22 protein-coding genes are annotated in these 21,931 nt (G+C 73.7%); 12 read left to right on the top strand and 10 right to left on the bottom strand.

Annotation, left to right across the window (positions count from 1 at the left end; translation table 11 throughout):
* Positions 1 to 13: 13 nt before the first annotated feature.
* Positions 14 to 424, bottom strand: a complete 411-nt coding sequence (locus tag ABD086_RS18090; RefSeq protein ID WP_343909004.1) for an ArsI/CadI family heavy metal resistance metalloenzyme — start codon at positions 422 to 424, stop codon at positions 14 to 16.
* Positions 425 to 501: 77 nt separating this feature from the next.
* On the opposite strand from ABD086_RS18090, the gene ABD086_RS18085 reads away from it, so the two are divergent.
* Genes ABD086_RS18085 through ABD086_RS18070 form a run of 4 tightly spaced genes read left to right on the top strand, consistent with a single transcriptional unit; the run spans position 502 to position 2,421 of the window.
* The gene (locus ABD086_RS18085) at positions 502 to 861 is read left to right on the top strand and encodes a metalloregulator ArsR/SmtB family transcription factor (protein WP_343909003.1); all 360 of its coding nucleotides are present in this window, start codon (positions 502 to 504) and stop codon (positions 859 to 861) included.
* Positions 858 to 1,526, top strand: coding sequence for an aquaporin (locus tag ABD086_RS18080; protein WP_343909002.1), 669 nt, complete (start codon positions 858 to 860; stop codon positions 1,524 to 1,526). Before ABD086_RS18085 ends, ABD086_RS18080 begins: the two co-directional genes overlap by 4 nt.
* A complete protein-coding gene (locus ABD086_RS18075) occupies positions 1,523 to 1,921 on the top strand; it encodes an arsenate reductase ArsC (protein WP_343909001.1) in 399 nt (132 codons plus the stop codon). The genes ABD086_RS18080 and ABD086_RS18075 overlap by 4 nt, the downstream gene beginning before the upstream one ends.
* A complete protein-coding gene (locus tag ABD086_RS18070; RefSeq protein WP_343909000.1) occupies positions 1,918 to 2,421 on the top strand; it encodes a GNAT family N-acetyltransferase in 504 nt (167 codons plus the stop codon). The genes ABD086_RS18075 and ABD086_RS18070 overlap by 4 nt, the downstream gene beginning before the upstream one ends.
* Positions 2,422 to 2,436: 15 nt before the next feature.
* Here ABD086_RS18070 and ABD086_RS18065 read toward each other — a convergent pair whose 3' ends face one another.
* Positions 2,437 to 3,342, bottom strand: a complete 906-nt coding sequence (locus ABD086_RS18065) for a helix-turn-helix transcriptional regulator (RefSeq protein ID WP_343908999.1) — start codon at positions 3,340 to 3,342, stop codon at positions 2,437 to 2,439.
* A gap of 53 nt (positions 3,343 to 3,395) precedes the next feature.
* Here ABD086_RS18065 and ABD086_RS18060 point away from each other — a divergent pair, with 53 nt between their 5' ends.
* Positions 3,396 to 4,061, top strand: coding sequence for a class I SAM-dependent methyltransferase (locus tag ABD086_RS18060; RefSeq protein WP_343908998.1), 666 nt, complete (start codon positions 3,396 to 3,398; stop codon positions 4,059 to 4,061).
* Between the two features lie 4 nt (positions 4,062 to 4,065).
* Here ABD086_RS18060 and ABD086_RS18055 read toward each other — a convergent pair whose 3' ends face one another.
* Complete coding sequence (locus tag ABD086_RS18055; protein ID WP_343908997.1) at positions 4,066 to 4,356, bottom strand: YiaA/YiaB family inner membrane protein; 291 nt, start codon at positions 4,354 to 4,356, stop codon at positions 4,066 to 4,068.
* A 91-nt stretch (positions 4,357 to 4,447) separates the two neighbouring features.
* Here ABD086_RS18055 and macS point away from each other — a divergent pair, with 91 nt between their 5' ends.
* Positions 4,448 to 5,590: a MacS family sensor histidine kinase gene (macS, locus tag ABD086_RS18050; RefSeq protein ID WP_343908996.1), complete on the top strand. Its 1,143-nt coding sequence runs from the start codon at positions 4,448 to 4,450 to the stop codon at positions 5,588 to 5,590.
* Positions 5,587 to 6,231 carry a response regulator gene (locus tag ABD086_RS18045; protein WP_343908995.1) on the top strand — a complete coding sequence of 215 codons (645 nt, stop codon included), beginning with the start codon at positions 5,587 to 5,589 and terminating at the stop codon, positions 6,229 to 6,231. Before macS ends, ABD086_RS18045 begins: the two co-directional genes overlap by 4 nt.
* 3 nt (positions 6,232 to 6,234) lie before the next feature.
* Here ABD086_RS18045 and ABD086_RS18040 read toward each other — a convergent pair whose 3' ends face one another.
* The 4 genes from ABD086_RS18040 to ABD086_RS18025 form a co-directional block, all read right to left on the bottom strand.
* Positions 6,235 to 7,842, bottom strand: coding sequence for a sensor histidine kinase (locus tag ABD086_RS18040; RefSeq protein ID WP_343908994.1), 1,608 nt, complete (start codon positions 7,840 to 7,842; stop codon positions 6,235 to 6,237).
* A gap of 13 nt (positions 7,843 to 7,855) precedes the next feature.
* Entirely contained in the window at positions 7,856 to 8,626 is a 771-nt protein-coding gene (locus ABD086_RS18035) for an isoprenyl transferase (protein WP_343908993.1), read from the bottom strand.
* Positions 8,627 to 8,704: 78 nt separating this feature from the next.
* Entirely contained in the window at positions 8,705 to 9,442 is a 738-nt protein-coding gene (gene recO / locus ABD086_RS18030; protein WP_343908992.1) for a DNA repair protein RecO, read from the bottom strand.
* Positions 9,443 to 9,459: 17 nt separating this feature from the next.
* Positions 9,460 to 10,317, bottom strand: coding sequence for an alpha/beta fold hydrolase (locus ABD086_RS18025; RefSeq protein WP_343908991.1), 858 nt, complete (start codon positions 10,315 to 10,317; stop codon positions 9,460 to 9,462).
* Positions 10,318 to 10,503: 186 nt separating this feature from the next.
* Between ABD086_RS18025 and ABD086_RS18020 the strand changes: the two genes are divergently transcribed.
* A complete protein-coding gene (locus ABD086_RS18020; RefSeq protein WP_343908990.1) occupies positions 10,504 to 13,275 on the top strand; it encodes an ATP-binding protein in 2,772 nt (923 codons plus the stop codon).
* Here ABD086_RS18020 and leuA read toward each other — a convergent pair.
* A complete protein-coding gene (leuA, locus tag ABD086_RS18015; RefSeq protein ID WP_343908989.1) occupies positions 13,259 to 14,968 on the bottom strand; it encodes a 2-isopropylmalate synthase in 1,710 nt (569 codons plus the stop codon). The genes ABD086_RS18020 and leuA overlap by 17 nt on opposite strands.
* Positions 14,969 to 15,146: 178 nt before the next feature.
* A complete protein-coding gene (locus tag ABD086_RS18010) occupies positions 15,147 to 16,415 on the bottom strand; it encodes an ANTAR domain-containing protein (protein ID WP_343908988.1) in 1,269 nt (422 codons plus the stop codon).
* Between the two features lie 107 nt (positions 16,416 to 16,522).
* Between ABD086_RS18010 and ABD086_RS18005 the strand changes: the two genes are divergently transcribed.
* The 4 genes from ABD086_RS18005 to ABD086_RS17990 are packed head-to-tail and all read left to right on the top strand — an operon-like array spanning position 16,523 to position 20,280.
* On the top strand, positions 16,523 to 17,554 hold the full coding sequence (locus ABD086_RS18005) for a chemotaxis protein CheB (RefSeq protein WP_343908987.1): 1,032 nt from the start codon (positions 16,523 to 16,525) through the stop codon (positions 17,552 to 17,554).
* 13 nt (positions 17,555 to 17,567) lie between these two features.
* Positions 17,568 to 19,457, top strand: a complete 1,890-nt coding sequence (locus ABD086_RS18000; RefSeq protein WP_343908986.1) for a CheR family methyltransferase — start codon at positions 17,568 to 17,570, stop codon at positions 19,455 to 19,457.
* 59 nt (positions 19,458 to 19,516) lie between these two features.
* On the top strand, positions 19,517 to 19,864 hold the full coding sequence (locus tag ABD086_RS17995; RefSeq protein ID WP_343908985.1) for an STAS domain-containing protein: 348 nt from the start codon (positions 19,517 to 19,519) through the stop codon (positions 19,862 to 19,864).
* A gap of 32 nt (positions 19,865 to 19,896) precedes the next feature.
* Positions 19,897 to 20,280 carry a hypothetical protein gene (locus ABD086_RS17990; RefSeq protein WP_343908984.1) on the top strand — a complete coding sequence of 128 codons (384 nt, stop codon included), beginning with the start codon at positions 19,897 to 19,899 and terminating at the stop codon, positions 20,278 to 20,280.
* Here the strand turns inward: ABD086_RS17990 and ABD086_RS17985 are convergent.
* The coding region (locus tag ABD086_RS17985; RefSeq protein WP_343908983.1) for a SpoIIE family protein phosphatase at positions 20,271 to 21,931 on the bottom strand (1,661 nt) is incomplete at its 5' end. The genes ABD086_RS17990 and ABD086_RS17985 overlap by 10 nt on opposite strands.

Genomic DNA, 21,931 nt, shown 5'->3' with positions numbered 1-21,931 from the left:
CCGAACCCCGCGCTCAGGCGCAGCAGACCGCGCCGACCTCCTCGCCGTTCGGGGTCGGGCTGTCGGCGAGGACGGTGTAGACCTCCCAGCGCTCGCCGTCGGGGGCGCCCTCGACCCAGAACTTGTCCTGCTTCGCGTAGCAGCACGTGGTGTCGCGCTCGTCGATCGAGGCGAAGCCGGCCGCGGCCAACCGGGTCTGCTCGGCGTCGACGGTGTCGGTGTCGGCGACCTCGACGCCGAGGTGGTTGATCGAGCCGCCGTGGCCGGCGTTCTCGATGAGCACCAGCTTCAGCGGCGGCTCGGCGACGGCGAAGTTCGCGTAGCCGGGCCGGACCTTGGCCGGCTCGGTGGCGAACAGCTTGGAGTAGAACGCGATCGAGGTGTCGAGGTCGTCGACGTTGAGCGCGACCTGGATGCGGGACATGGTTCCTCCTGAGACATAGATGATTGTCGATGTACTGCCGACTGTACCCAGACATTCACGTATGTCAATATTGACGTATGTCGAAGTCCCTTCTCGAGCTCACCCCGGTCGAGGCCGTCGCCTGCTGCTCCCCCGTCACCCGCGAGCCGCTGTCCGCAGACGCCGCCGAGCGGATCGCGCCGCTGGTCAAGGCGATCGCCGACCCCGTCCGCCTGCGGCTGCTCTCCCTCGTCGCGTCGCACGCCGACGGCGAGGCGTGCGTCTGCGACCTCAACGACGCCTTCGAGCTGTCCCAGCCGACGATCAGCCACCACCTCAAGCTGCTGCACGAGGCCGGCCTGCTCGATCGCGAGAAGCGCGGCGTCTGGGTCTACTACCGGGTGAACACCGCGGCTCTCGGCGACCTCGCCGCCCTGCTCGGCGGGGTCACCGCGTGACGCTGGTCCGCCGCGCCGTCGCCGAGCTGGTCGGTACGGCGTTCCTCGTCGCGGGCGTGGTCGGCTCCGGCATCGCCGCCCAGCGGCTCTCCCCCGGCGACACCGGCCTGCAGCTCCTGGAGAACAGCCTCGCCACCGGCGCCGTGCTCGTCGCGCTGATCCTCGCCCTCCAACCGGTCTCGGCCTCGTTCAACCCGGTCGTCACGCTCGTCGAGCGGGTCCTTCGCCGCATCGACACGACGACCGCGGCCGCGCTGGTCCTCGCCCAGCTGGCCGGCGGCCTGGCCGGTGTCGTGCTCGCCAACCTGATGTTCGACCTGGACGCCGTGACGCTCTCCGGCCACGAGCGCGGCGGCTCCGGCCAGCTGCTCGGCGAGGTCGTCGCGACCACCGGGCTGGTGCTGGTCGTGTTCGGCGCGCTGCGCTCGCCCCGGATCGAGACCGTGGCCTTCGCCGTGGGCGGCTACATCGCGGCGGCGTACTGGTTCACCAGCTCCACCAGCTTCGCGAACCCGACCGTGACCGTCGCGCGCATGTTCTCCGACACCTTCGCCGGCATCGAGCCGGGCTCGGTACCGGCGTTCGTGCTCATGCAGCTGGTCGGCGGGGCGCTCGGCGCCGCGCTGGTCCTGCTGCTCCACCCGACCCCGCAGGAGGCTCGATGACCCGCCCGACCGTGCTGTTCGTCTGTATCCACAACGCCGGCCGCTCCCAGATGGCCGCCGGCTACCTCCAGCACCTCGCCGGCGACCGGGTCGACGTCCTCTCCGCCGGCTCGCAGCCCGCGGACCAGGTGAACCCGGTCGCGGTCGCGGCGATGGCCGAGGAGGGCATCGACATCACCGCCGAGGCGCCGAAGCTGCTCACCGAGTCGGCGGTCCGCGAGGCGGACGTCGTCGTCACGATGGGCTGCGGCGACGAGTGCCCGTTCTTCCCCGGCAAGCGCTACGAGGACTGGGTCCTCGACGACCCGGCCGGGCAGGGCATCGACACCGTCCGGCCGATCCGCGACGAGATCCGGCGCCGGGTCGAGCTGCTGGTGGCGGAGCTGGCGCCGTGACCGTGGTCCCCCTGACGCGCGAGCACTGGCCGGAGGTCGAGCGGATCTACGCGGCGGGCATCGCCACCGGCCACGCGACGTTCGAGAGCGAGCCGCCGACGTGGGAGCAGTTCGATGCGGCGAAGCTCCCCGGGCTGCGCCTGGTAGCGGTCGAGGACGGCCACGTGGCCGGCTGGGCGGCAGCCTCGGCCGTGTCCGACCGCTGCGTGTACGCCGGGGTCGTGGAGCACTCGGTCTACGTCGACCCGGCCGCGGGCGGCCGCGGGGTCGGCCGGGCGCTCCTCGACGCGCTGGTCGCCGCGACGGAGGCAGCGGGGATCTGGACCATCCAGTCGGGCGTCTTCCCCGAGAACGCCGCCAGCCTCGCGCTGCACACGGCGGCCGGGTTCCGCGAGGTCGGCGTCCGCGAACGGGTCGGCCGGATGACCTACGGGCCGCTCGCGGGGCGCTGGCGGGACGTCGTGCTCGTCGAGCGGCGCAGCCGGCGGGTGGGCGTCTGAGCGGCGGCGGTGCCGTCAGGATCGCTGGCTGCGCCGCCACGCCTGCGGGGTCGCGCCGTACCGGGCGCGGAACCGCCGGACCAGGTACGACGCGTCGCGCAGGCCGGTCCGCGATGCCACGACCGCGAGCGGGAGGTCGGTCTCGCGCAGCAGCCGGCGGACCTCGGTCATCCGGCGCTCGGTGATCCACTCGAGCAGCGGCCGGCCGGTGCGCTTGCGGATCAGCGTCGTGAGGTGGCCGGGGGTGTACCCGAGCGCCGCCGCGACGTCGGCCGCCGACACCGGCTCCCGGAAGGTCGCCTCGATCTGCTCGAACACCCGCTGGACCACCGGGTCCGGCGCGCCGGGGACGGCCGGCGCCAGGCGGGCGGATGCCACGAGCAGCCGGGTCAGCAGGGCGCCGGCCGCCTCGTGCGCACCGAGCCGGTCCGGCCGGCCGGCCTCGTCCGCCAGGTCCTCGAGCCAGCTCCGCCACCGCGCCCGGTCGGCCGCCGCGACCTCGGCCGTGCCGGCCCCGGGGGCGAACAGCGCGAGCAGCGGATGGTGCGGCCACGTCAGTGGCGAGACGTCCGCGAGCTCGGGCACCGCGTCCGGCGTGAACGCGACCGACCACGCGCGGCCGTCGTGGCTCGGGGCCGCCGCGGGGGCGGCGATCACCTCGCCCGGTGCGAGCGCGTGGACCACACCGGGCCGGAGGGCGCGCTCCTCGCCCTCGACCGCGAACGAGCCCCCGCCCCGCTCGACGTAGAGCAGGACGTGGAAGTCGTGGGCGTGCCGGTGGTCGGGTGCGCCGGGGGGCTCGGCGCCGGCGTCGAAGCGGCGGACGGACACCGGCAGGCGACCCGGCCGGCGCTCGTACCGGTAGACCGGGGTGCCGTCCGCGCGGACGGACCGGACGCCGCGCGCCAAGGATCGTCCCACGTCCGCCGACATTCCTCCTGCTCGCGCACCACAAGATGTCCAAGACTGATGACGTGACCAGGTCTACCACAGCAGCCATCAGCGACCAGCGGACCGCCGCGGAGCGCGCCCGCACCTTCCTGCCGGGGATGTGGCGCCGGCTGATGCCGCTGTACGACGTCCGCTCGCGGCTCGCCCGCGTCGGCCGGCTGCACCGGCGGGGCGTCGAGATCGCGGCCGTCGCGCCGGGCCAGGCCGTCCTGGACGTCGGCTGCGGGACCGGGAACCTGGCGCTGGCGATCCTCGCCGCGCAGCCGGCGGCGCTGGTCACCGGGCTGGACCCGGACGGGGAGGCGCTGCGGGTCGCGGCCCGCAAGGCGCGGCGCCGCGGCGTCCGACTGGAGCTTCTCCAGGGCTTCGCGGACCGACTGCCGGCCGCGGACGGATCCGTGGACCGGGTGGTGTCGGCCCTGGCCCTCCACCACGTCGGCGAGACGGACCGCGCGGCGTTCGCGCGGGAGGCGCTGCGGGTGCTGCGCCCGGGCGGCACGGTCACGATCATCGACCTGGCCGGCGGCCGGGCACCCCAGCACCGCGGGCACCGGCACGACCACGACCACGACCGCGGCCGGAGCATCCCGGCGCTGCTCACCGACGCGGGGTTCGCCGACGCGCGGGAGGTGGATCACGCGGACCACCGGTTCGGGCGGATCACCTTCGTGCAGGCGACCCGCGGGTGACCGCTCAGCCGACCTCCCTCCAGGGGTCGTGCTCGGCGAGGAGCCGGTCGACGCGGGCCTGGTCGAGCCGGGAGACGACGTACTGGCTCTCGTGGGCGTCGCGCACGCACTTGGCGAGGCTGAAGGCGGAGGTCGTCAGGAAGACGGTGCCGAGGCCGAGGAAGGCCTTGGGCCACGGGTCGGCCGGCAGGTAGTAGACGGCGGCCAGCATCGTGAAGAGGGCGAGTCCGAACGCGATCGCGGACTGCGCGTAGAAGGCGGCGGTGTTCTTCGGGGTGGGAGTGGGTGCGTCCATGCCCACGATCCTCGGCCGGGCCGCGACCGGCCGGCATCCGCACGGGTACTCAGATCCCCGGCCGCCCCGAACCTTTGCGACACTGCGGCCTGTGAGCTCGTGGACGTCGCCGGCCTCGATCGCCGTCAAGGACCGGATGTTCCGCGCCCTCGCGGTCCTGCGCATCGTGCTGCTCGTCAACGCCGTGGCGTTCAACCTCTACCACGCCGCCGACTACGCGCACCCGATCGCCGCCGCGGCGTGCGTGGCGGCGATGGTCCTGTGGACCGGCTTCGCCACCTGGGCGTACGCCGACAAGCGGCGGCGCGGCTTCCCGCTCCTCACGGCCGACCTGGCCCTCGCCGTCGCCCTGACGCTCGCCACGCCGTGGGTCAAGGGCCCCGACCTCACGGCCAGCCTGCCGGGCTTCTGGATCATGGGCGCGCTGTTCGCCTGGGCGATCCACTACCGGCTGTTCGGCGGGCTCGCCGCCGGCGTCCTGCTCGCGGCCGCCGACCTGGCCCGCCAGGAGATCGACGCGTCCGACTACGGGAACGCCTTCCTGCTGATCCTCGGTGGGGCGATCGTCGGCTTCATGTGCGACTCGCTGCAGCTGATGGCCACCGAGCGCGACGCCGCCGAACGGGAGTCGGCGATGGCCGCCGAGCGCGCCCGCCTCGCGCGGATCGTGCACGACGGCGTGCTCCAGGTGCTGGCGCTGGTCCAGCGCCGCGCCCCCGAGCTGGGCGGCGAGGCCGCCGAGCTGGGCCGGCTGGCCGGGGAGCAGGAGCGGGCGCTCCGCGAGCTGATCCGCGCCCAGGACGCGGTCACGACCGTCCACGGTGACGCGACCGCCGACCTGGCGTCGGAGCTGGCCCGGCTGGGGAGCCGGACCGTCACCGTGGCCACGCCCGGGACACCGGTCGAGGTCCCGGCCCCGACCGCCCGCGAGGTCGTCGCCGCGACCCGGTCCTGCCTGGACAACGTCCGCGTCCACGTCGGCGAGCACGCGCCTGCCTGGGTGCTGCTGCAGGCGTTCCCCGACCGGGTCGAGGTGTCGGTGCGCGACGACGGGCCGGGCATCCCGGCCGGGCGCCTGGACCAGGCGGCCACGGAGGGCCGGCTCGGCATCGTCGAGTCGATCCGCGGCCGGATCGCGGACCTCGGCGGCACCGCGGAGCTCGCGACCGGCGACTTCGGGACCGAGTGGGAGATCGTCGTACCCCGCACCGACGACCTAGGGTCGGCGTCATGAGCGAGGCCGTGCGCGTGATGGTGGTCGACGACCACCCGATGTGGCGCGACGCGGTCGAGCGCGACCTCGCCGCGGCCGGGCTCGAGGTCGTGGCCGTCGCGGCGACCGGCCGCGAGGCGCTCGCTCGGTTCCCGGCGGCGCGGCCCCAGGTCGTCGTGCTCGACCTGCAGATCCCGGAGCCGGACGGGGTCGCGGTCACCGCCGCGGTGGTCGAGCACGACCCGGAGGTGAAGGTGCTGATCCTGTCCGCCTCGGGCGAGCAGGCCGACGTGCTCGCCGCCGTGAAGGCCGGTGCGACCGGCTACCTGGTGAAGTCCGCATCGCGCGACGAGCTGCTCGACGCGGTCCTCCGCACCGCCGCCGGCGACCCGGTCTTCACGCCGGGGCTGGCCGGGCTGGTCCTGGGCGAGTTCCAGCGCACCTCGGACAGCCCGGACGAGCCGCACCTGACCGAGCGCGAGACCGAGGTGCTCAAGCTGGTCGCCACGGGGCTGTCCTACCGGCAGATCGCCGAGCGGCTGGTGCTGTCGCACCGCACCGTGCAGAACCACGTGCAGAACACCCTGCGCAAGCTGCAGATGCACAACCGCGTCGAGCTGACCCGGTACGCGATCGAGCGCGGCCTCGACGGGGACGAGTAGGGGCTAGCGGTCGGGCAGCCGGACCGTGAACTCGCTGCCGGCGCCGAGCTCGCTCTGTACCTCGATCCGGCCGCCGTGCGCCTCGACGATCGACTTGGTGATGCTCAGGCCGAGGCCGACGCCCTGGATGGCCTGCTCCTCGGCCTGGCGGGTGCGGAAGAACCGCGTGAACAGCCGGCCCCGGTCGGCCGCGGAGATGCCGAGCCCGTCGTCGGCGACCCCGAGCACCACCCGGTTGGCGTCGGTGCCGAGGCTGACCCGCACGTGGCCGCCCCGCCGGGAGTACTTCACGGCGTTCGAGAGCAGGTTGTCGACGACCTGCGCCATCCGCTGGGCGTCGACCCGGGCGACCAGGGTCTCCGGGACGTCCAGGGAGATGGAGACGTCCGCGCGGGCGGCCGCGGGGCCGGCGGCCTCGACGCAGCCGCGGACCACCGCGGCGAGGTCGGTGTCCTCGCGGACCACGTGCATCGGCGCCTCGTCGGCCTGCGCGGTGTGCAGCAGGTCGGACACCAGCCGGGTCAGCCGCACCGTGTTCCGCGCGACCACCTCGAGCTGGGCGGTCACGTCGGTCGGCAAGTCGTGGCGCTCGAGCAGGATGTGGACGTACCCGTTGATCGAGGTCAGCGGGGTGCGCAGCTCGTGCGACACCGACGCCACGAACTCGTCCTTGACCCGCAGGGCACGCATGAAGTCGGTGACGTCCTTGTAGGCGAGCGCCGCCCCGGCGAAGGCGCCGTTGTCGTCCTCGACGCGCCGCGACGAGACGGAGAGGGCCCGCCGGGTGTGCGGGTCGGACCCGACCCACATCCGGATGTCCTCGAACTCCTCGCCGTGCGAGGCGCGGTACGTCGGCATCTCGTCGCGGGTGAACGCGGTGGTCCCGTCCTCGTGGAACACCAAGCCCAGCTGGCCGGCCCGGCCGAGGTGCCCCTCGGGGAAGGCCAGCCGCATGAAGTCCTCGTGCCGCTTGTTGACGCCCTCGTAGGCGCCGTGGCGGTCGAGCAGCACCAGGCCGACGTCGACGGTCTCGAAGATCGCCTGGGAGATCCTGCGCTGGTGGGCGATCACGTCCCGGCTCGCCCGGACCCGCTCCAGCGCGTACGAGATCGCGAACGCCGCCCAGCCGGCGACCACGGGGATCAGCACGGCACGGGACAGGTTCACGCCGGTCAGCCCGAGGTACAGAAGGCTCGGCACCGCGAGCAGGAAGGTCGTGCCGAGAACCGCCACCACCGCGCCGCGGCGGCCGAACTGGCGGCCCAACCAGAGCGCGGGGACGACGGCCAGGATGCCCGCGGCCCCGCCCTGCTCGTCCACCCGCGACATCCCGAGCGCGGCGAGATCCAGCACCGGCAGCAGCCCGGCCGCCCAGCCGGGGAGCCGCTCCCAGGGGGCGACGGCCGCCAGCGCGCAGGTCACGACCGTCACGGCCAGGCCGACGACCGGCCAGGTGCCGACGTCCAGCGCTGCGGCGTCACCGGCGGCCCGGAGCGTCAGGTCCAGGGCGTAGAGGAGCGCGAAGACGCCCTGCAGGACCGCCGGGTCCGGCTCGTCGGTGAACAGCAGCCGCCGGCGCAGCCCGACCAGCCGCTGGTGGAGATGCCCCATCCCGCCTCCCGAGTCAGCCCTGCGCTCCGCCGTACCGGCGGTCCCGCCGAGCGTAGAGCTCGATGGCCTGCCACAGGTGCCGTCGGTCGACATCCGGCCACAGCACGTCCGTGAAGACCAGCTCGGAGTAGGCCGCCTGCCACAGCATGAAGTTCGAGAGCCGCTGCTCCCCCGACGTCCGCCACACCAGGTCCGCGTCGGCGACCTCCGGAACGTACAGGTGCCGGGCGAACACCTTCTCGTCGACCTTGTCGGGGTCCAGCCGGCCGGCCGCCACCTCGCGCGCGATCGCCCGCGCGGTGTCGGCGATCTCGGCCCGGCCGCCGTAGTTCACGCACATGGTGAGCGTGAGCACGTCGTTCCCCCGGGTCAGCTCCTCGGCGACCTGGAGCTCCCGGACCACCGACTTCCACAGCCGGGGCGCCCGGCCCGCCCAGCGGACGCGCACGCCCAGTTCGTGCATCTCGTCGCGCCGTCGCCGGATCACGTCCCGGTTGAAGCCCATGAGGAACCGGACCTCCTCCGGGGACCGCGACCAGTTCTCGGTCGAGAACGCGTACGCCGAGATCGCCTTCACGCCGACCTCGATGGCGCCCTCGACCACGTCGAACAGCGAGTGCTCGCCCTGCTCGTGCCCGCGGGTGCGGGGCAGCCCGCGCTCCTTGGCCCACCGCCCGTTGCCGTCCATGACGATGGCGACGTGCCGGGGCACCAGGTCCTTCGGGATCGCCGGCGGACGGGCACCCGAGGGATGCGGCGTGGGCTGGCGGACGGCGCGTCTCACGGCCCCGAGCCTAGGACCCGGTGCCGCGTCGCGGCGTACCACGAGCCCATCGACACCACTGTCGTGGGAACCCGGCCGTCAGCGCTCGACGTACGCCAGGGACTTGAGCCCCCGCTCGAGGTGCCAGGCGAGGTACGCCGCGACCAGCCCGCTGGCCTCCTTGAGGGTGCGCGGCGGCGCGGCGTCCACGACCTCCCAGTCGCCCGCGAGGAGCGCGCCGAGCAGCGCGAGCGTCTCCGGCGCGGGGCTGGCGGATCCGGGCACCCGGCAGGTCGCACACACCACACCCCCCATCGACGGGTTGAACCAGCGCTGGCGCCCCCCGGCGGTGGGCAGGGTGCCGCAGCGGGCGCAGTGCTCGAACGACGGCGCCCAGCCGGCGACCGCCAGCGAGCGGAGCAGGTAGGAGTCGAGCACCTGGCCGGGGCCGTGCTCCCCCGCCACCATCGCGCGCAGCCCGCCGACCAGCAGCAGGAACTGCTGCACCGAGGGCTGCCGCTCCTCCGACACCAGCCGGTCCGCGGTCTCGAGCATCACGGTGCCGGCGGTGTAGCGGTCGTAGTCGTGGCCCAGCCCCTTCGAGAACGGCGTCAGCGTCTCGGCCTGCGTGATCGTGTCCAGGCTGCGCCCCTCGGCGAGCTGGAGATCGACGTGCGTGAACGGCTCGAGCCGCGACCCGAAGCGGGACGTCGTGCGGCGCACGCCCTTCGCGACCGCGCGCACCCGTCCGTGCTGACGGGTCAGCAGGGTGATGATGCGGTCCGCCTCACCCAGCTTGTGGGTGCGCAGCACGATCGCCTCGTCGCGGTAGAGCACGTCCCTATTGTGCGGGGTCAGGCCCCGGAACGGCGCCTGCGACGCGGCGCCTTCCAGCACCCGGTGGCCAGGCCGACGGCCGCGCGGTCCAGCCGCTCCGGGGTCAGCCGCCACTCCAGTGCCGACCTCGCGCGCACGAACGTGCCCTGCGGGAGCTCGTCGGCCAGGGTGACGGCGTCGGCCAGCGGCCGCAGCGGGTCGAACGGGTGGCCGACGACCAGGGTGGGCACCGTGATCCGGCGCCGCTCCTTCGACGACGGCGCGGCGCGGCCGAAGAACAGGCCGTGCAGCAGGGCCGCCAGGGCGTCCGCGCGCTGGTCGCAGGCGTCCAGGGCGATCCCCGCCCAGAACGGCACGATGCCCCGCGGGACCGGCCGGGTGAGCCGGCGCAGCAGCGTGACCGAGAGCGGCAGGAACCGCGCGGCGAGCAGCAGCGGCCCGAACACCAGCACCCCCGCCTCGACCCCGTTGTCGAGGACGGGTGCCTCGAGGAGCAGGCCGCGCACCCGGCCGGGGGCGATCGCGGCGGTCTCCAGGGCGACGTTCGCACCCAGCGACACGCCGCCGACCACCGCCTGCGCCGCGCCCAGGTGGTCGAGCAGCGCGACCACCTGCTCGGCGTACTCGGTGACGGAGTAGGCGTGCGGGTCGGCCGGCCGGTCGGAGCGCCCGTGGCCGAGCGGGTCGAGCGTGACCACGTGCAGGCCCTCCGCCGCCAGGGCGTGGGCGAGCGGCTGCATCATCCGCCGCGGCGCCAGCTCCGCCGGCAGCAGCACGACCCAGGCATCGCCGGATCCGTACTCGGTGTACTCCAGGCGGTCCCGCCCCGCGTCCGACGCGACGAAGAACTGGCCGATCCTCTCCGACACCAACATGTGTCCACCATAGGGCGTGGCTCCCCGCAACCGGCCGTCGCGAGCGTCGTCCAGCGCGTGCTCTCGCAAGGCGCCGGAGCGAAGTCATACCGGGGTTGTACGGCGAGCGACGGCAACGCCGCGAGAGTGCGTGATGGGCGGCGCGTAGCAGGCCGTGGGCGGGGAGCCACGCCCTAGGGTGTGGTCATGTCGCTCGCGGGCCGTGACCGGATCTCCTGGCCCGCGGCGTTCCTGCTGCTCGCCGGGATCCTGCTCGCCGGCGTCGCCGCGATCGAGCTGGCGCCGGCGGGGTCGCCCGCGGCGTCGTGGTGGCCCGCGGCCGGGCTCGCGGTGGCCCTGCTCGGCCTGACGCCGCGCTCGTGGTGGTGGACCCTGGTCCCCGGCATCGCCGCGATGTCCCTGGCGGCCAACGTGATCGGCGACCGCCCCCTCGACCTCTCCTGCTGCTACGCGATCGCGAACGCCGCCGAGGCGGTGGTCGTCGCGTCCTTCCTCCGCCGCGGCGGCCGCACGACGCTGCCGGAGCTGGCGACCGTGGAGGTGCTGCTCCGGCTCCTCGGCGCGGCCCTGCTCGGCGGCCTCACGATCGCCACCATCGCGGCGACCGCGGCCGCCGCGCTCGCCGACGGGTCGTTCCAGCTGACCTGGCGCGCGGTGTTCGCCTCGCACACCGCGTCGGTGCTCGTGATCCTCCCGCTGGTGATGTCGCCGGCCGCCCGGTGGACCCGGCGGCTCGCCTGGGAGCTCCCGCTCCAGCTCGGCGCCCTCGCCGCGGTGACCGCCCTGGTGTTCTCCCCCGACCAGACGCTCAGCCTGGACTTCATCCCGTTGCCGCTGCTGATCTGGGCGGCGCTGCGGTTCGACGTCCGCCTGGTCGCATGGGAGGTGTTCGGCTTCGCGGTCACCGTCACCGTGCTCAGCTCCCTCGGGTACGGCACCTTCGCGTTCGACAACCGCCGCGGCGAGCTCAGCGCGTTCGGCATGGGGGCGATCGTGCAGGCGTACGTCGTGGTGGCGGTCCTGATGACCCTGCCGCTCGCGATCGGCGTCGCGCAGCGGCGCAGCAGCGAGCAGCTGTTCCGCCGCAACTTCACCGAGTCGGTGGTCGGCATGCTCTTGATGCGCAGCCGCGGCGGGCACCCGTTCGAGGTCATCGACATGAACGACGCCGCGGCGCGCCTGTTGCCCGCCGACACGCTGGGCCGCAGCCTCGCCGAGGTGCTGGACACCGCGGAGCCCCTGGAGCCGATCGCCGCCCGGATGCTGGCCGGCAGCCTCGACGGCTGGAAGTCCCAGACCGGCGTCCGCGGCCGACCCGGAGCCCGCGTGGAGGTCGCGGTCTCGCTGCTGGCGACCGACCCCAGCCCGACGTACGCCGCCCAGCTGCTGGACGTCACGACCGAGTACGACGCCCGCCGCCGGATCGAGGCCGCGGAGAAGCTCACCAGCGCGACGCTCGACACCACGGCGGCGATGATCCTGGTGACCGACCTGTACGGGGAGGTCGTGCGCGTCAACGGGGCCGCGACCGCGCTCACCGGCTTCCGCGAGGACGAGTTGCTCGGCACCCGGATCTGGGACATCCCGTTCGCGCCGCCCGGGTCGGACGGGTACCCCGCCGGCCTGCCCGACGCCATCGACGCACAGATCAGCCGGGAGACCGACGTGGTCACCCGGGCCGGCGAGCGTCGCCGCGTGCTCTGGAACACCAGCTACGTCCGCGACGAGCGCGACCGGGCCACGCACGTCGTGCTCACCGGCACCGACCTCACCGCGGAGCGCACCGCCGCCGGCCTGAACCGGCACCTGCTCGAGGCAGCGATCACGACCGCGCTGATCGGCATCGACCCGCACGGCCGGATCACCGTCTTCAACGCCGGAGCCGTGAACCTGCTGGGGCTCGACGCCCAGGACACCGTCGGCACGCCGTTCGTCGACCTGCTCGACCCGGACGAGCTCGCCCAGCGCTGCGACGGGCTCACCGGCGAGGACGCGTTCGCCCGGCTCGTGGCGGGCATCGACGGCGGCGGCGAGACCGCCACGCGGGACTGGACGTGGACCGGCGCCGACGGCCGGCGGCACACCGTGGCGACGACGCTCAGCGTCGCGGCGGACCGGATCGCGGCCCGGGTCGGCTACCTGTGCGTGGGCCGCGACGTGACCGAGGCCCGCGCCAGCCAGGAGATGCTGATCGCGGCGCTGGAGAAGGAGCGCCTGGCGGTGCAGCGGATGCGGGACCTCGACACCGCGAAGAGCGACTTCGTGTCGACGGTCAGCCACGAGCTGCGCACGCCGGTGACCAGCATCGTGGGCTACACCGAGATCCTCGAGGACGGCACGCTCGTCGAGCCCGCCGAGGAGCAGCGGCCGCTGCTGGGGAGCATCGCGCGGAACGGCCGGCGGCTGATCATGCTGTGCGACGACCTGCTCACCCTCAGCGGCCTCGACTCCGGCGCCGCCCGGTGGGAGCGCGGGGCCGTCGACCTGACCTCGATCCTGGTGGGCGCCGAGGACGCCGTGCGCGCCCAGCTGGTCGGCCGGGGCCTGACCCTCGAGAACGTGGCACCCGGCGAGCCGGTCCCGGTGCTCGGCGACGCGGTCCAGCTGGAGCGGGCGCTGACGAACCTGCTGAGCAACGCGATCAAGTTCACCGAGCCCGGCGGCCGGATCACGGTCACGGTCGAGGCGGTGGGCGGCGAGGCGTGCCTGACGGTCTCCGACACCGGCATCGGGATCCCGCTCGAGGAGCAGGAGCGGCTGTTCCAGCGGTTCTTCCGCTCCTCGACCGCCCAGGAGCGCGCGATCCAGGGCACCGGCCTCGGGCTGTCGATCGTCAACGCGATCGTGTCGGCCCACGGGGGGCGGATCGACGTGCGGTCCGCCCACCTCGAGGGCACGACGTTCACGATCAGGCTCCCGATCGCCCCGATCACCGCCGTGATCACCGGGCGCGGTTGACCGCGCTGATCACCGCCTTGAGCGACGCGGTGACGATGTTCGCGTCGACGCCGACGCCCCAGTAGACCTGGTCGCGCACCAGGCACTCGACGTACGCCGCGGCGAGCGCGTCGCCGCCCGCGGAGAGTGCGTGCTCGGCGTAGTCGAGGACCCGGACGTCCCAGTCCTGCGGCAGCTCGTTGATCGCGCCGACGAACGCCGACAGCGGGCCGTTGCCCTCGCCGTGCAGCGACATCAGCTCGCCGTCGACGTACACGTTGACGTCGAGGGCGTCCTTGGCCCCGGCCGCGGACGAGGTGTGCACGGAGTTGAGCTTCAGCGGCGTCTCACGGTCCAGGTACTCGGCGGAGAAGACCTGCCAGATCTCGTCCGCGGTGAGCTCGCCGCCCTCCGCGTCGGTGCGCTCCTGCACGACCCGGCTGAACTCGATCTGCGCGCGGCGCGGCAGGTCGAGCTTGTGCTCGGCCTTGAGGATGTAGGCCACCCCGCCCTTGCCGGACTGGCTGTTGACCCGGATCACCGCCTCGTAGGTGCGGCCGACGTCGTGCGGGTCGATCGGCAGGTACGGCGCCTCCCAGGGCAGCTGCGCGACGGGCACGCCCTGCTCGGCGGCCTGGCGGTCGAGGTCCTCCAGGCCCTTCTTGATCGCGTCCTGGTGCGACCCGGAGAACGCGGTGTAGACGAGGTCGCCGGCGTACGGGTGCCGCGGGTGGACCGGCAGGTTCGTGCAGTACTCGACGGTTCGCCGGACCTCGTCGATGTCGGAGAAGTCGATCATCGGGTCGACGCCCTGGCTGAACAGGTTCATGCCGAGCGTGACCAGGTCGACGTTGCCGGTGCGCTCGCCGTGCCCGAACAGGCAGCCTTCGACACGGTCGGCACCGGCCATCACCGCCAGCTCGGTCGCGGCCACCGCCGTACCGCGGTCGTTGTGCGGGTGCAGCGAGATCACGGTGTTCTCGCGGCGGGTGAGCTGTCGGGAGAACCACTCGATCTGGTCGGCGTACACGTTGGGTGTCGCGACCTCGACCGTGGCCGGCAGGTTGAGGATGATCTCGCGGCCGTCATCGGGCTGCCAGACGTCGGAGACGGCCTCGCACACCTCGACCGAGAACGGCAGCTCGGTGCTGGTGAAGATCTCGGGGCTGTACTCGTAGCCGATGACGGTCATGTCGAGGTGGGCCTCGCCGTGCTTCATGACCAGCTGGGTGCCCCGGACCGCGATGTCCTTGATCTCGTCCTTGCTGGCGCGGAACACCACGCGGCGGAAGAGCGGCGCGAGCGCGTTGTAGAGGTGGATGTTCGCCCGGGGTACGCCGACCAGCGACTGCACGCTGCGCTCGATGAGGTCCTCGCGGGCCTGGGTGAGCACCGAGATCGTCACGTCGTCGGGGATGTGGTCGCCCTCGATGAGCTGGCGGACGAAGGAGAAGTCGGTCTCGCTCGCGGACGGGAACCCGACCTCGATCTCCTTGTAGCCCATCTTCACCAGGAGGTCGAACATCTTCATCTTGCGGGCCGGGCTCATCGGGTCGATGAGCGCCTGGTTGCCGTCGCGCAGGTCGGTGGAGAGCCACCGGGGCGCCTCGGTGATCGTGCGCGTGGGCCAGGTGCGGTCGGGGAGGTCGATCGGGGGGAACGGCCGGTACCGGTGCACCGGCATGCCGCTCGGCTTCTGGCTGGGGATGGTCATGGGGGCCTGCTTCCGCTGGGTGGTCGTGAGGGCCGGCGCACACACGCACTCCGCAGCGAGGGGGTCCGGCTTTCAGACCTCGCTGCGGCAGCGAAGGAGGAGGCTGCGCGTCATGACCAGGCCACGATAGCCCAGCGGTCCCGGGCCCCGCAGCCCCTGTCCGCGCAGCGGGCGGACCTCAGCCGGTGCCGACCGCCCGGTCGACGATCCGCTGGGCGAGCTCGCGCACCTTGACGTGCTGGGCGCTGCTCAGCGCGAGCAGGTGCTCCCAGGCGGCCTCGGCGTCGATGCCGTGGGCGGCCATGATGATGCCCTTGGCCTGGTCGATGACCGCCCGCGACGCGAGGGCGCGGCGCATGTCCGCCTCGAGCCGGTCCAACTCGCGGACCAGGTCCAGCTCGTGCAGCACGCCGCCGACCGTGACCGCGAACAGCTCGACCAGCTCCGCCGGGGCCGACGGCTGCCCCGGCACGCCGTACACCGCCAGGACCCCGACGGTGCGATCGGCCGACGGCACCGGGACGGCCACGGCCGCGACCGCTCCCGGCTCGACGTGCCGCGCCAGCCGCGGCCAGCGCGCGTCTTTGCCGACGTCGGGGCTGCTCACGGTCAGGCCCGTGCCGTGGGCGGTCACCGACGGGCCTTCCCCCGTGGCGAGCTGCAGTCCGTCCCAGCGCTGGGCGACCTGGGAGCTGGAGGCCGTCGCGGCGGGCTCGAGCGGCGACCCCGTCACCAGGGAGACGTGGGCCGGTGCGGGCAGCGCGGAGCCGACGATGCGGACCGCCCGCTCGACGAGCTCCCGCGGGCATCCCGGGTGCTGCGGCAGGAGGGCGAGCGCGGCGAGGGCGTCGACCACCCCGCCGCCGGCGCCGGATTCCGCGGCACCGCCGCCGGCGAGCAGGACCCAGCACACCTCGCCGCCGCCCAGGCCGAGCTGGCTGGTCACGACGACCTCGACGGCGCGCGCCGAGGCTCCGCGCGGCAGCAGCGTGGCCGTCTGCCGCGCCACCGCGCCCCGCGCCCCGCGCACGAGAAGCTGGCGCAGCGTGCGCCGGTCGTCGGCTGCGAAGAGCGCGAACAGGGGCTTGCCGAGCAGCCGGTCCACCCGCAGGTTCAGCACGAGAGCAGCCGCCGCGTTGACGGTCCGGATCACGCCGTGGGCGTCGGTGAGCACGACGGGGACCGGGAGGACGGCGAGCACCCGCTCCTGCTGGACGCGCAGGCTGTCGCGGGACCGGACCAGCCGCTCGATGGTCTCGGTCTGAGCGCGGATCTCCTCCTCCGCGGTCCGCAGCTCCTCGTACGCCGTCTCGAGGTCCTGCACGAGCACGTCCTGCTCGCGCTCCGCGCGGACCTGCGCGATCCGACGCTCCAGTGCGTCGACACCGGCCGAGAGCCGATCGCCCGCCGCCGGCCCGTCGGCGTGCGAGGAAGTGACCGCGTCCATATGGATTCCCTTGGGTACTGCCTCGACCGGGCGTCCGCTCCACCCCAGATGCACCCACATCATCCCCAGAGCGTGACAGGGGGAAACCCATGCGGGACCGTGGACCCGTGACCCCCTCCTCGCCGCCCGGCCCGCCCGTGGCCGTGATCGTGGTCGGGGCGTCGGCGGGCGGCGTCGAAGCGCTCCGTGACTTCATGTCCGTGCTGCCGGTGGACCTGCCCGCGTGCGTCCTCGTGGTCCTGCACCTGCCCCGCGACGCCCCCAGCGCGCTGCCGTCGATCCTGACTCGGGCCGGGCAGCTCCCCGTGCGGCACGCCACGGCCGGCGAGCGCCTGGAGCCCGGCGTGGTGCTGGTCGCCCCGCCCGACCACCACCTGATCGTGGTCGACGACCGGGCGGAGCTCTCGCACGGTCCGCAGGAGAACGGGCACCGGCCCGCGATCGACGTGCTCTTCCGGTCGGCGGCGCGTGCCCGCGACTCCCGGGTGATCGGAGTCGTGATGTCCGGCTCGCTCGACGACGGCGCCGCGGGTGCGGTCGCCATCGTCCGACAGGGCGGCCGGCTCCTGGTCCAGGACCCGGACGAGGCGCTGTACGGCAGCATGCCGCTCGCGGCGACGCGGGCTGCCGGGACCGGCAACCAGGTGCCCGTGCGCAAGATGGGCGAGGTGCTCGCGGCGTGGGTCGCGGAGATGTCGGGCGGGACCGGCGACGACCCGCCCGCCGAAATGGAGCAGGAGACGCAGATGGCCGATCTCGACCCGGGTGCGCTGCACGACCCGGACCGACCGGGCACGCCGGCCGGATTCGGCTGCCCGGACTGCGCGGGTGCGCTGTACCAGATCGACGATGGTCCCCTGCGCCGCTACCGCTGCCGGGTCGGCCACGCCTGGTCGCCGGAGAGCCTGCTGGCCCAGCAGTCCATCGCGATGGAGAGCGCGCTGTGGATGGCGCTCCGGGCGCTCGAGGAGAAGGCGGCGCTCAACGACGACCTCGGGCGGCGGGCCTGGGCGCACGGCCACGACCGCACGGCGACGCGCTTCGAGGAGAGCGCCGAGGAGACGCGGCATGCGGCAGAGTTGGTCCGCCGGCTGATCGAGCGGATGACCGGAGAGCACACCCCGGCGCCCGGGGCGTGAGAACGGAGCACGGGTGAGCGGCAGCGACGAGGACTTCGAGGCCCTGCTGCGCCACGTGAAGGAGCAGCGCGGCTTCGACTTCACCGGCTACAAGCGGGCCAGCCTCGCCCGGCGGGTGCAGCGCCGGATGGAGGCGGTCGGCCTCCACGCCTACGACGAGTACCTGGACTACCTGATCCTGCACCCGGACGAGTTCACCCAGCTCTTCAACACCATCCTGATCAACGTCACCGGCTTCTTCCGCGACCGGGACGCCTGGACCTACCTGCAGGAGGAGCTGCTTCCGCAGATCCTCGCGCGCAGGGAGGGCCAGCCGATCCGGGTCTGGAGCGCCGGCTGCGCCACCGGCGAGGAGGCGTACACGCTCGCGATGCTGCTCGCCGAGCTGCTCGGCGTCGACGAGTTCCGCGACCGGGTGAAGATCTACGCCACCGACGTCGACGAGGAGGCACTCACCCAGGCCCGGCAGGCGATCTACACCGAGCGCGACCTGGCGGCCGTGCCGGCCGAGCTGCGGGAGAGGTACTTCGAGCCGGCCGGCACCCGTTTCGTGTTCCGCAAGGAGCTGCGACGCTCCGTGATCTTCGGGCGCAACGACCTGGTCCAGGACGCACCGATCTCGCACGTCGACGTCCTGGTGTGCCGCAACACGCTGATGTACTTCAACGCCGAGACGCAGGGCCAGCTCCTCAACCGGATGCACTTCGCGCTGCGCCCCGACGGGGTGCTGTTCCTCGGCAAGGCCGAGATGCTGCTGAGCCACTCGGCGTACTTCCGCCCGATCGAGCTCAAGCGCCGGTTCTTCAGGAAGATCGCGACCGAGCCCCGCGACCGCAGGCTGGTGGTCTCCAGCGGCCCCGGCGGCGTCCAGGACGAGGAGCAGTCGGAGCTGACCCTCCTGCACCACGCCGCCCTGATGTCCTCGGCCGCCGCTCAGATCGTCGTCGACACCGACGGCCGTCTTGCGCTGGCCAACAACCGGGCGATGCACCGGTTCGGGCTGACGTCGCGGGACGTCGGCCGGCCGATCCAGGATCTCGAGGTCTCCTACCGGCCGCTCGAGCTGCGGACGCACATCGAAGACGCGCGGATGCAGCGGCGGGCGGTGTGGATCCGCGACGTCGAGCAGGTCCGCGGTGCCGGCGAGACGCTGACGTTCGACATCCAGGTGGTGCCGCTGGCCGACGAGGCCGGCACCGAGCTCGGGGTCACCGTCATCCTCAACGACGTCACCCAGTACCGGCAGCTCCAGACGGAGCTCACCTACGCCAACCGGCAGCTGGAGATCGCCTACGAGGAGCTGCAGAGCACCAACGAGGAGCTCGAGACCACCAACGAGGAGCTGCAGAGCACCGTCGAGGAGCTCGAGACCACCAACGAGGAGCTGCAGAGCACCGTCGAGGAGCTCGAGACCACCAACGAGGAGCTGCAGAGCACCAACGAGGAGCTCGAGACGATGAACGAGGAGCTCCAGTCGATGAACGACGAGCTCCAGTTCAGCAACGACGCGCTGCGCGACCGCCAGGACGAGGTCGAGCGGCTGAACCGGTTCATGACCGCGGTCCTCGGCAGCATGAACTCGGGCGTCGTGGTGGTCGACGGTGAGATGCAGATCCTCGCGTGGAACACGCGGGCGGAGGACCTCTGGGGGGTCCGCACGGACGAGGCGCTCGGCGAGCACCTGATGAACCTCGACATCGGGCTGCCGGTCGAGGAGCTCCGCCAGCCGATCCGTGCCCAGCTCGCCGACGGCACCTCCGAGCCGGCGGAGCTGCACCTCGACGCGGTCAACCGGCGTGGCCGCCACGTCCAGGTCCGGGTGACATTGACGCACTTCAGCGACCACGGAGGGGCGACCACGGCCGCGATGCTGGTCATGGACGCGGTCGACCGGCCCGAGTAGCCTCAGAGGTGCGTCGCCGCTGAGCCCAGGCGACCGGCGCCTCCCGAATCGGGTCACCGATGGACAGCGCACTGCTGGCGCTCGGCGGCGAGGTCGACCTGACCCTGCGGCCCGAGCTGATGTGGCGGATCGCCGAAGCGCTCGAGTACGACGACGTTCGTCTCGACTGCTGCGCCGTGACCTACGTCGACGCCGGATCCCTCCGCATCATCGACGGCGCGCGGCGTCTGCTGGCGCTGCGCGGGAGCCGGTTCACGGTGGTCCGGACGTCGTCGACCTTCGACCGGGTGTGCGCGCTGGCCGGCTTCGAGGAGCTGCGCCGGATCGTCCCCGCGCCACGCGTGTCCGACCGCGTGATCCGGGTACCGGACCAGTGGACGAACAGCGACTCCCCCGAGGACCGATGAACGCCACCGAACGCCGACACCAAGACATCCTCATGACCAGCGCCGTGCTCCGCGAGTGGTCGGCGGGCCTGCGGGCCTGGAGCCGGTCGGCACGCGACGAGTCGGCCGGGCGCCGACGCGACGCGTCGGAGGGGCGCGGACACCACCGGCGAAGACCCGCCGCCCCGAGCGCCGTTCCCACCGCCGGCCCGAGCCCCGACGGCGACCTCCCGACCCTCGACCCGGTCCCGGTCGCGGAGCTGCGCGAGCTCCTCGTGCAGGCGCACGGGTTCTCCCGTCGCCACGTCGACCAGGCGCTGGCCGCCGCGATGCTGGTCGCGGGCTATCCGCCGGGCTACGACCGGCTCGGAGCGGCCGACGCGTTCGACCTCGTGGAGGAGATCCTGCGCGAGCCGTGGGGCGGGCCTCAGGGCTGACCGTACGGCAGCCCGACCTGGTCGAGGACGTGCTGGGCCGGTGAGCCGAGCGGAGCCACCAGGTGGACCGGGCCGGCCGCGCGGGCGTCGTACAGCGCCTGCACCGCGGCGCTGGAGAGCATCTCGACCTCAGCGAGCTCGACGGTGACGGGCCGGACCCCGCCCCAGGACGCCTGGCCGAGGGCGGCGCGCAGGTCCTCCGCCGACGTCCGCTCGACGGGACCGGCGACGTGGACCACGCCGTCCGCCACCGCGATCCGCCCACGACGCCGGGGATCCGGCGTCGAGGAGGTGCGGGTGCCGCGCAGCAGCGGCACCGGCCGGCTGACCCGGTGCCGGCCGAGCGCCCGGGTCCCGGACGGGTCGTGCTCGACCAGGAGCTCGTCGAGGAACCCCCGGGCCATCGCCAGCCCGCGGCCGCCCGGCCCGGGTACGGGCTCGCGCCAGGTGCCCGCGTCGCGCACCTCGATCTCGACCATGCCGTCCGTGGCGAGGCGGGCCACGACGTCGACGGTGTCCGCCAGGCTCGGGGCCGGGTACGCGTGCTCGACCGCGTTCGTGACGAGCTCTCCCAGCGCGTGCTGCAGAGCGGTGTGGTCGAGGGCGCCGACGCCCAGCGCTCGCAGCCAGTCCCGCAGGCTGGCCCGGGCCGCCCGGACCGTGTCCAGAACCGCGGGCAGCCGCAGCTCCAACGGGGCCACGGGGGGGACCGCCTGGAGCGCGAGCAGGGCGATGTCGTCGTCGTAACCGGTGGTGCGCGTGAGGAGCTCCGGGGTGAGCCGGCACGCCCGATCGACGACCGCCTCCTCCGAGGTGGCCCGGCAGACGTCCCCGACGACGGTGAGGAGGTCGACGGTGTTCTGCGCGAGGGTCCGGCCGGGCCGCTCCACCAGGCCATCGGTGTAGAACAACACCAGGTCGCCCAGGGCGAGCTGGTGGCGCGCGGACCGGTAGGGCAGGCCGGAGGCCAGCGGTCCCGCACCGGAGGGCGGCAGGTACGTCGCCTCGCCGCGCGCGGGCACCAGGATCGGCGGCGGGTGGCCGGCCGTGACGTAGTCCAGCGTCGCGACCGCCGGATCGAACTTCGCGACGCAGAGCGTCGTCGTCCGCGCCTCCGGCGACCGGTGCACACGGGCGTCGAGGGCCCGCAGCACCTCGACGAGGTCGCCGCCCGGGTGGGCCGCCTCCTCGAGGACCGCCTTCAGCTCGGCCATCAACGCCGCGGCGGGCGCGCCGTGGCCGACGACGTCCCCGACGGCCAGCACGACCGCCCCGGACGGCAGCGGCACCGCGTCGAACCAGTCGCCCCCGGCCCCGAGGTCGTCCTGGGCCAGCAGGTAGCGCGCCGCGAGCCGGGCCCCCGACGGCACCGGGAGCCCCGTCGGCAGGGCGACGTCCTGCAGCTCGGCGACCACCTCCCCGCCCGCCGGGCCGCGGACGTCGTCCGTGACGTCGCGAGCGGTGACGAGCAGCAGCCAGGGTCGCCCCTCCTCGTCCAGCAGCGGGGCCACGGTCACGTCGAGCCTGAGCTCGGCGGCGGACCCCTCCTCGCCGATCCGCCACGCGGGCGCGCGGCACACGGTGCCGCTGGCCCGGGCCTCCGCCAACGACTCGGCCAGCTGCCGCGCCGCGGGGCCGGGCCAGTCGCCGA

The organism is Nocardioides aquiterrae (assembly GCF_039526625.1).
Lineage (GTDB): Bacteria > Actinomycetota > Actinomycetes > Propionibacteriales > Nocardioidaceae > Nocardioides > Nocardioides aquiterrae.
The sequence above is the reverse complement of the archived record's forward strand: the minus strand, read 5'-3'. Positions and strand labels throughout refer to the sequence as shown.

Excerpts from the sequence above, each read along its gene's own strand:
- ABD086_RS18040 (WP_343908994.1), bottom strand. The coding sequence starts at position 7,842 with ATGGGGCATCTCCACCAGCGGCTGGTCGGGCTGCGCCGGCGGCTGCTG.
- ABD086_RS18010 (WP_343908988.1), bottom strand. The coding sequence starts at position 16,415 with ATGGACGCGGTCACTTCCTCGCACGCCGACGGGCCGGCGGCGGGCGAT.
- ABD086_RS18085 (WP_343909003.1), top strand. The coding sequence starts at position 502 with ATGTCGAAGTCCCTTCTCGAGCTCACCCCGGTCGAGGCCGTCGCCTGC.
- leuA (WP_343908989.1), bottom strand. The coding sequence starts at position 14,968 with ATGACCATCCCCAGCCAGAAGCCGAGCGGCATGCCGGTGCACCGGTAC.
- ABD086_RS18025 (WP_343908991.1), bottom strand. The coding sequence starts at position 10,317 with ATGTTGGTGTCGGAGAGGATCGGCCAGTTCTTCGTCGCGTCGGACGCG.
- ABD086_RS18055 (WP_343908997.1), bottom strand. The coding sequence starts at position 4,356 with ATGGACGCACCCACTCCCACCCCGAAGAACACCGCCGCCTTCTACGCG.
- ABD086_RS17995 (WP_343908985.1), top strand. The coding sequence starts at position 19,517 with ATGGACAGCGCACTGCTGGCGCTCGGCGGCGAGGTCGACCTGACCCTG.
- ABD086_RS17990 (WP_343908984.1), top strand. The coding sequence starts at position 19,897 with ATGACCAGCGCCGTGCTCCGCGAGTGGTCGGCGGGCCTGCGGGCCTGG.
- ABD086_RS18090 (WP_343909004.1), bottom strand. The coding sequence starts at position 424 with ATGTCCCGCATCCAGGTCGCGCTCAACGTCGACGACCTCGACACCTCG.
- ABD086_RS18045 (WP_343908995.1), top strand. The coding sequence starts at position 5,587 with ATGAGCGAGGCCGTGCGCGTGATGGTGGTCGACGACCACCCGATGTGG.
- ABD086_RS18020 (WP_343908990.1), top strand. The coding sequence starts at position 10,504 with ATGTCGCTCGCGGGCCGTGACCGGATCTCCTGGCCCGCGGCGTTCCTG.
- ABD086_RS18075 (WP_343909001.1), top strand. The coding sequence starts at position 1,523 with ATGACCCGCCCGACCGTGCTGTTCGTCTGTATCCACAACGCCGGCCGC.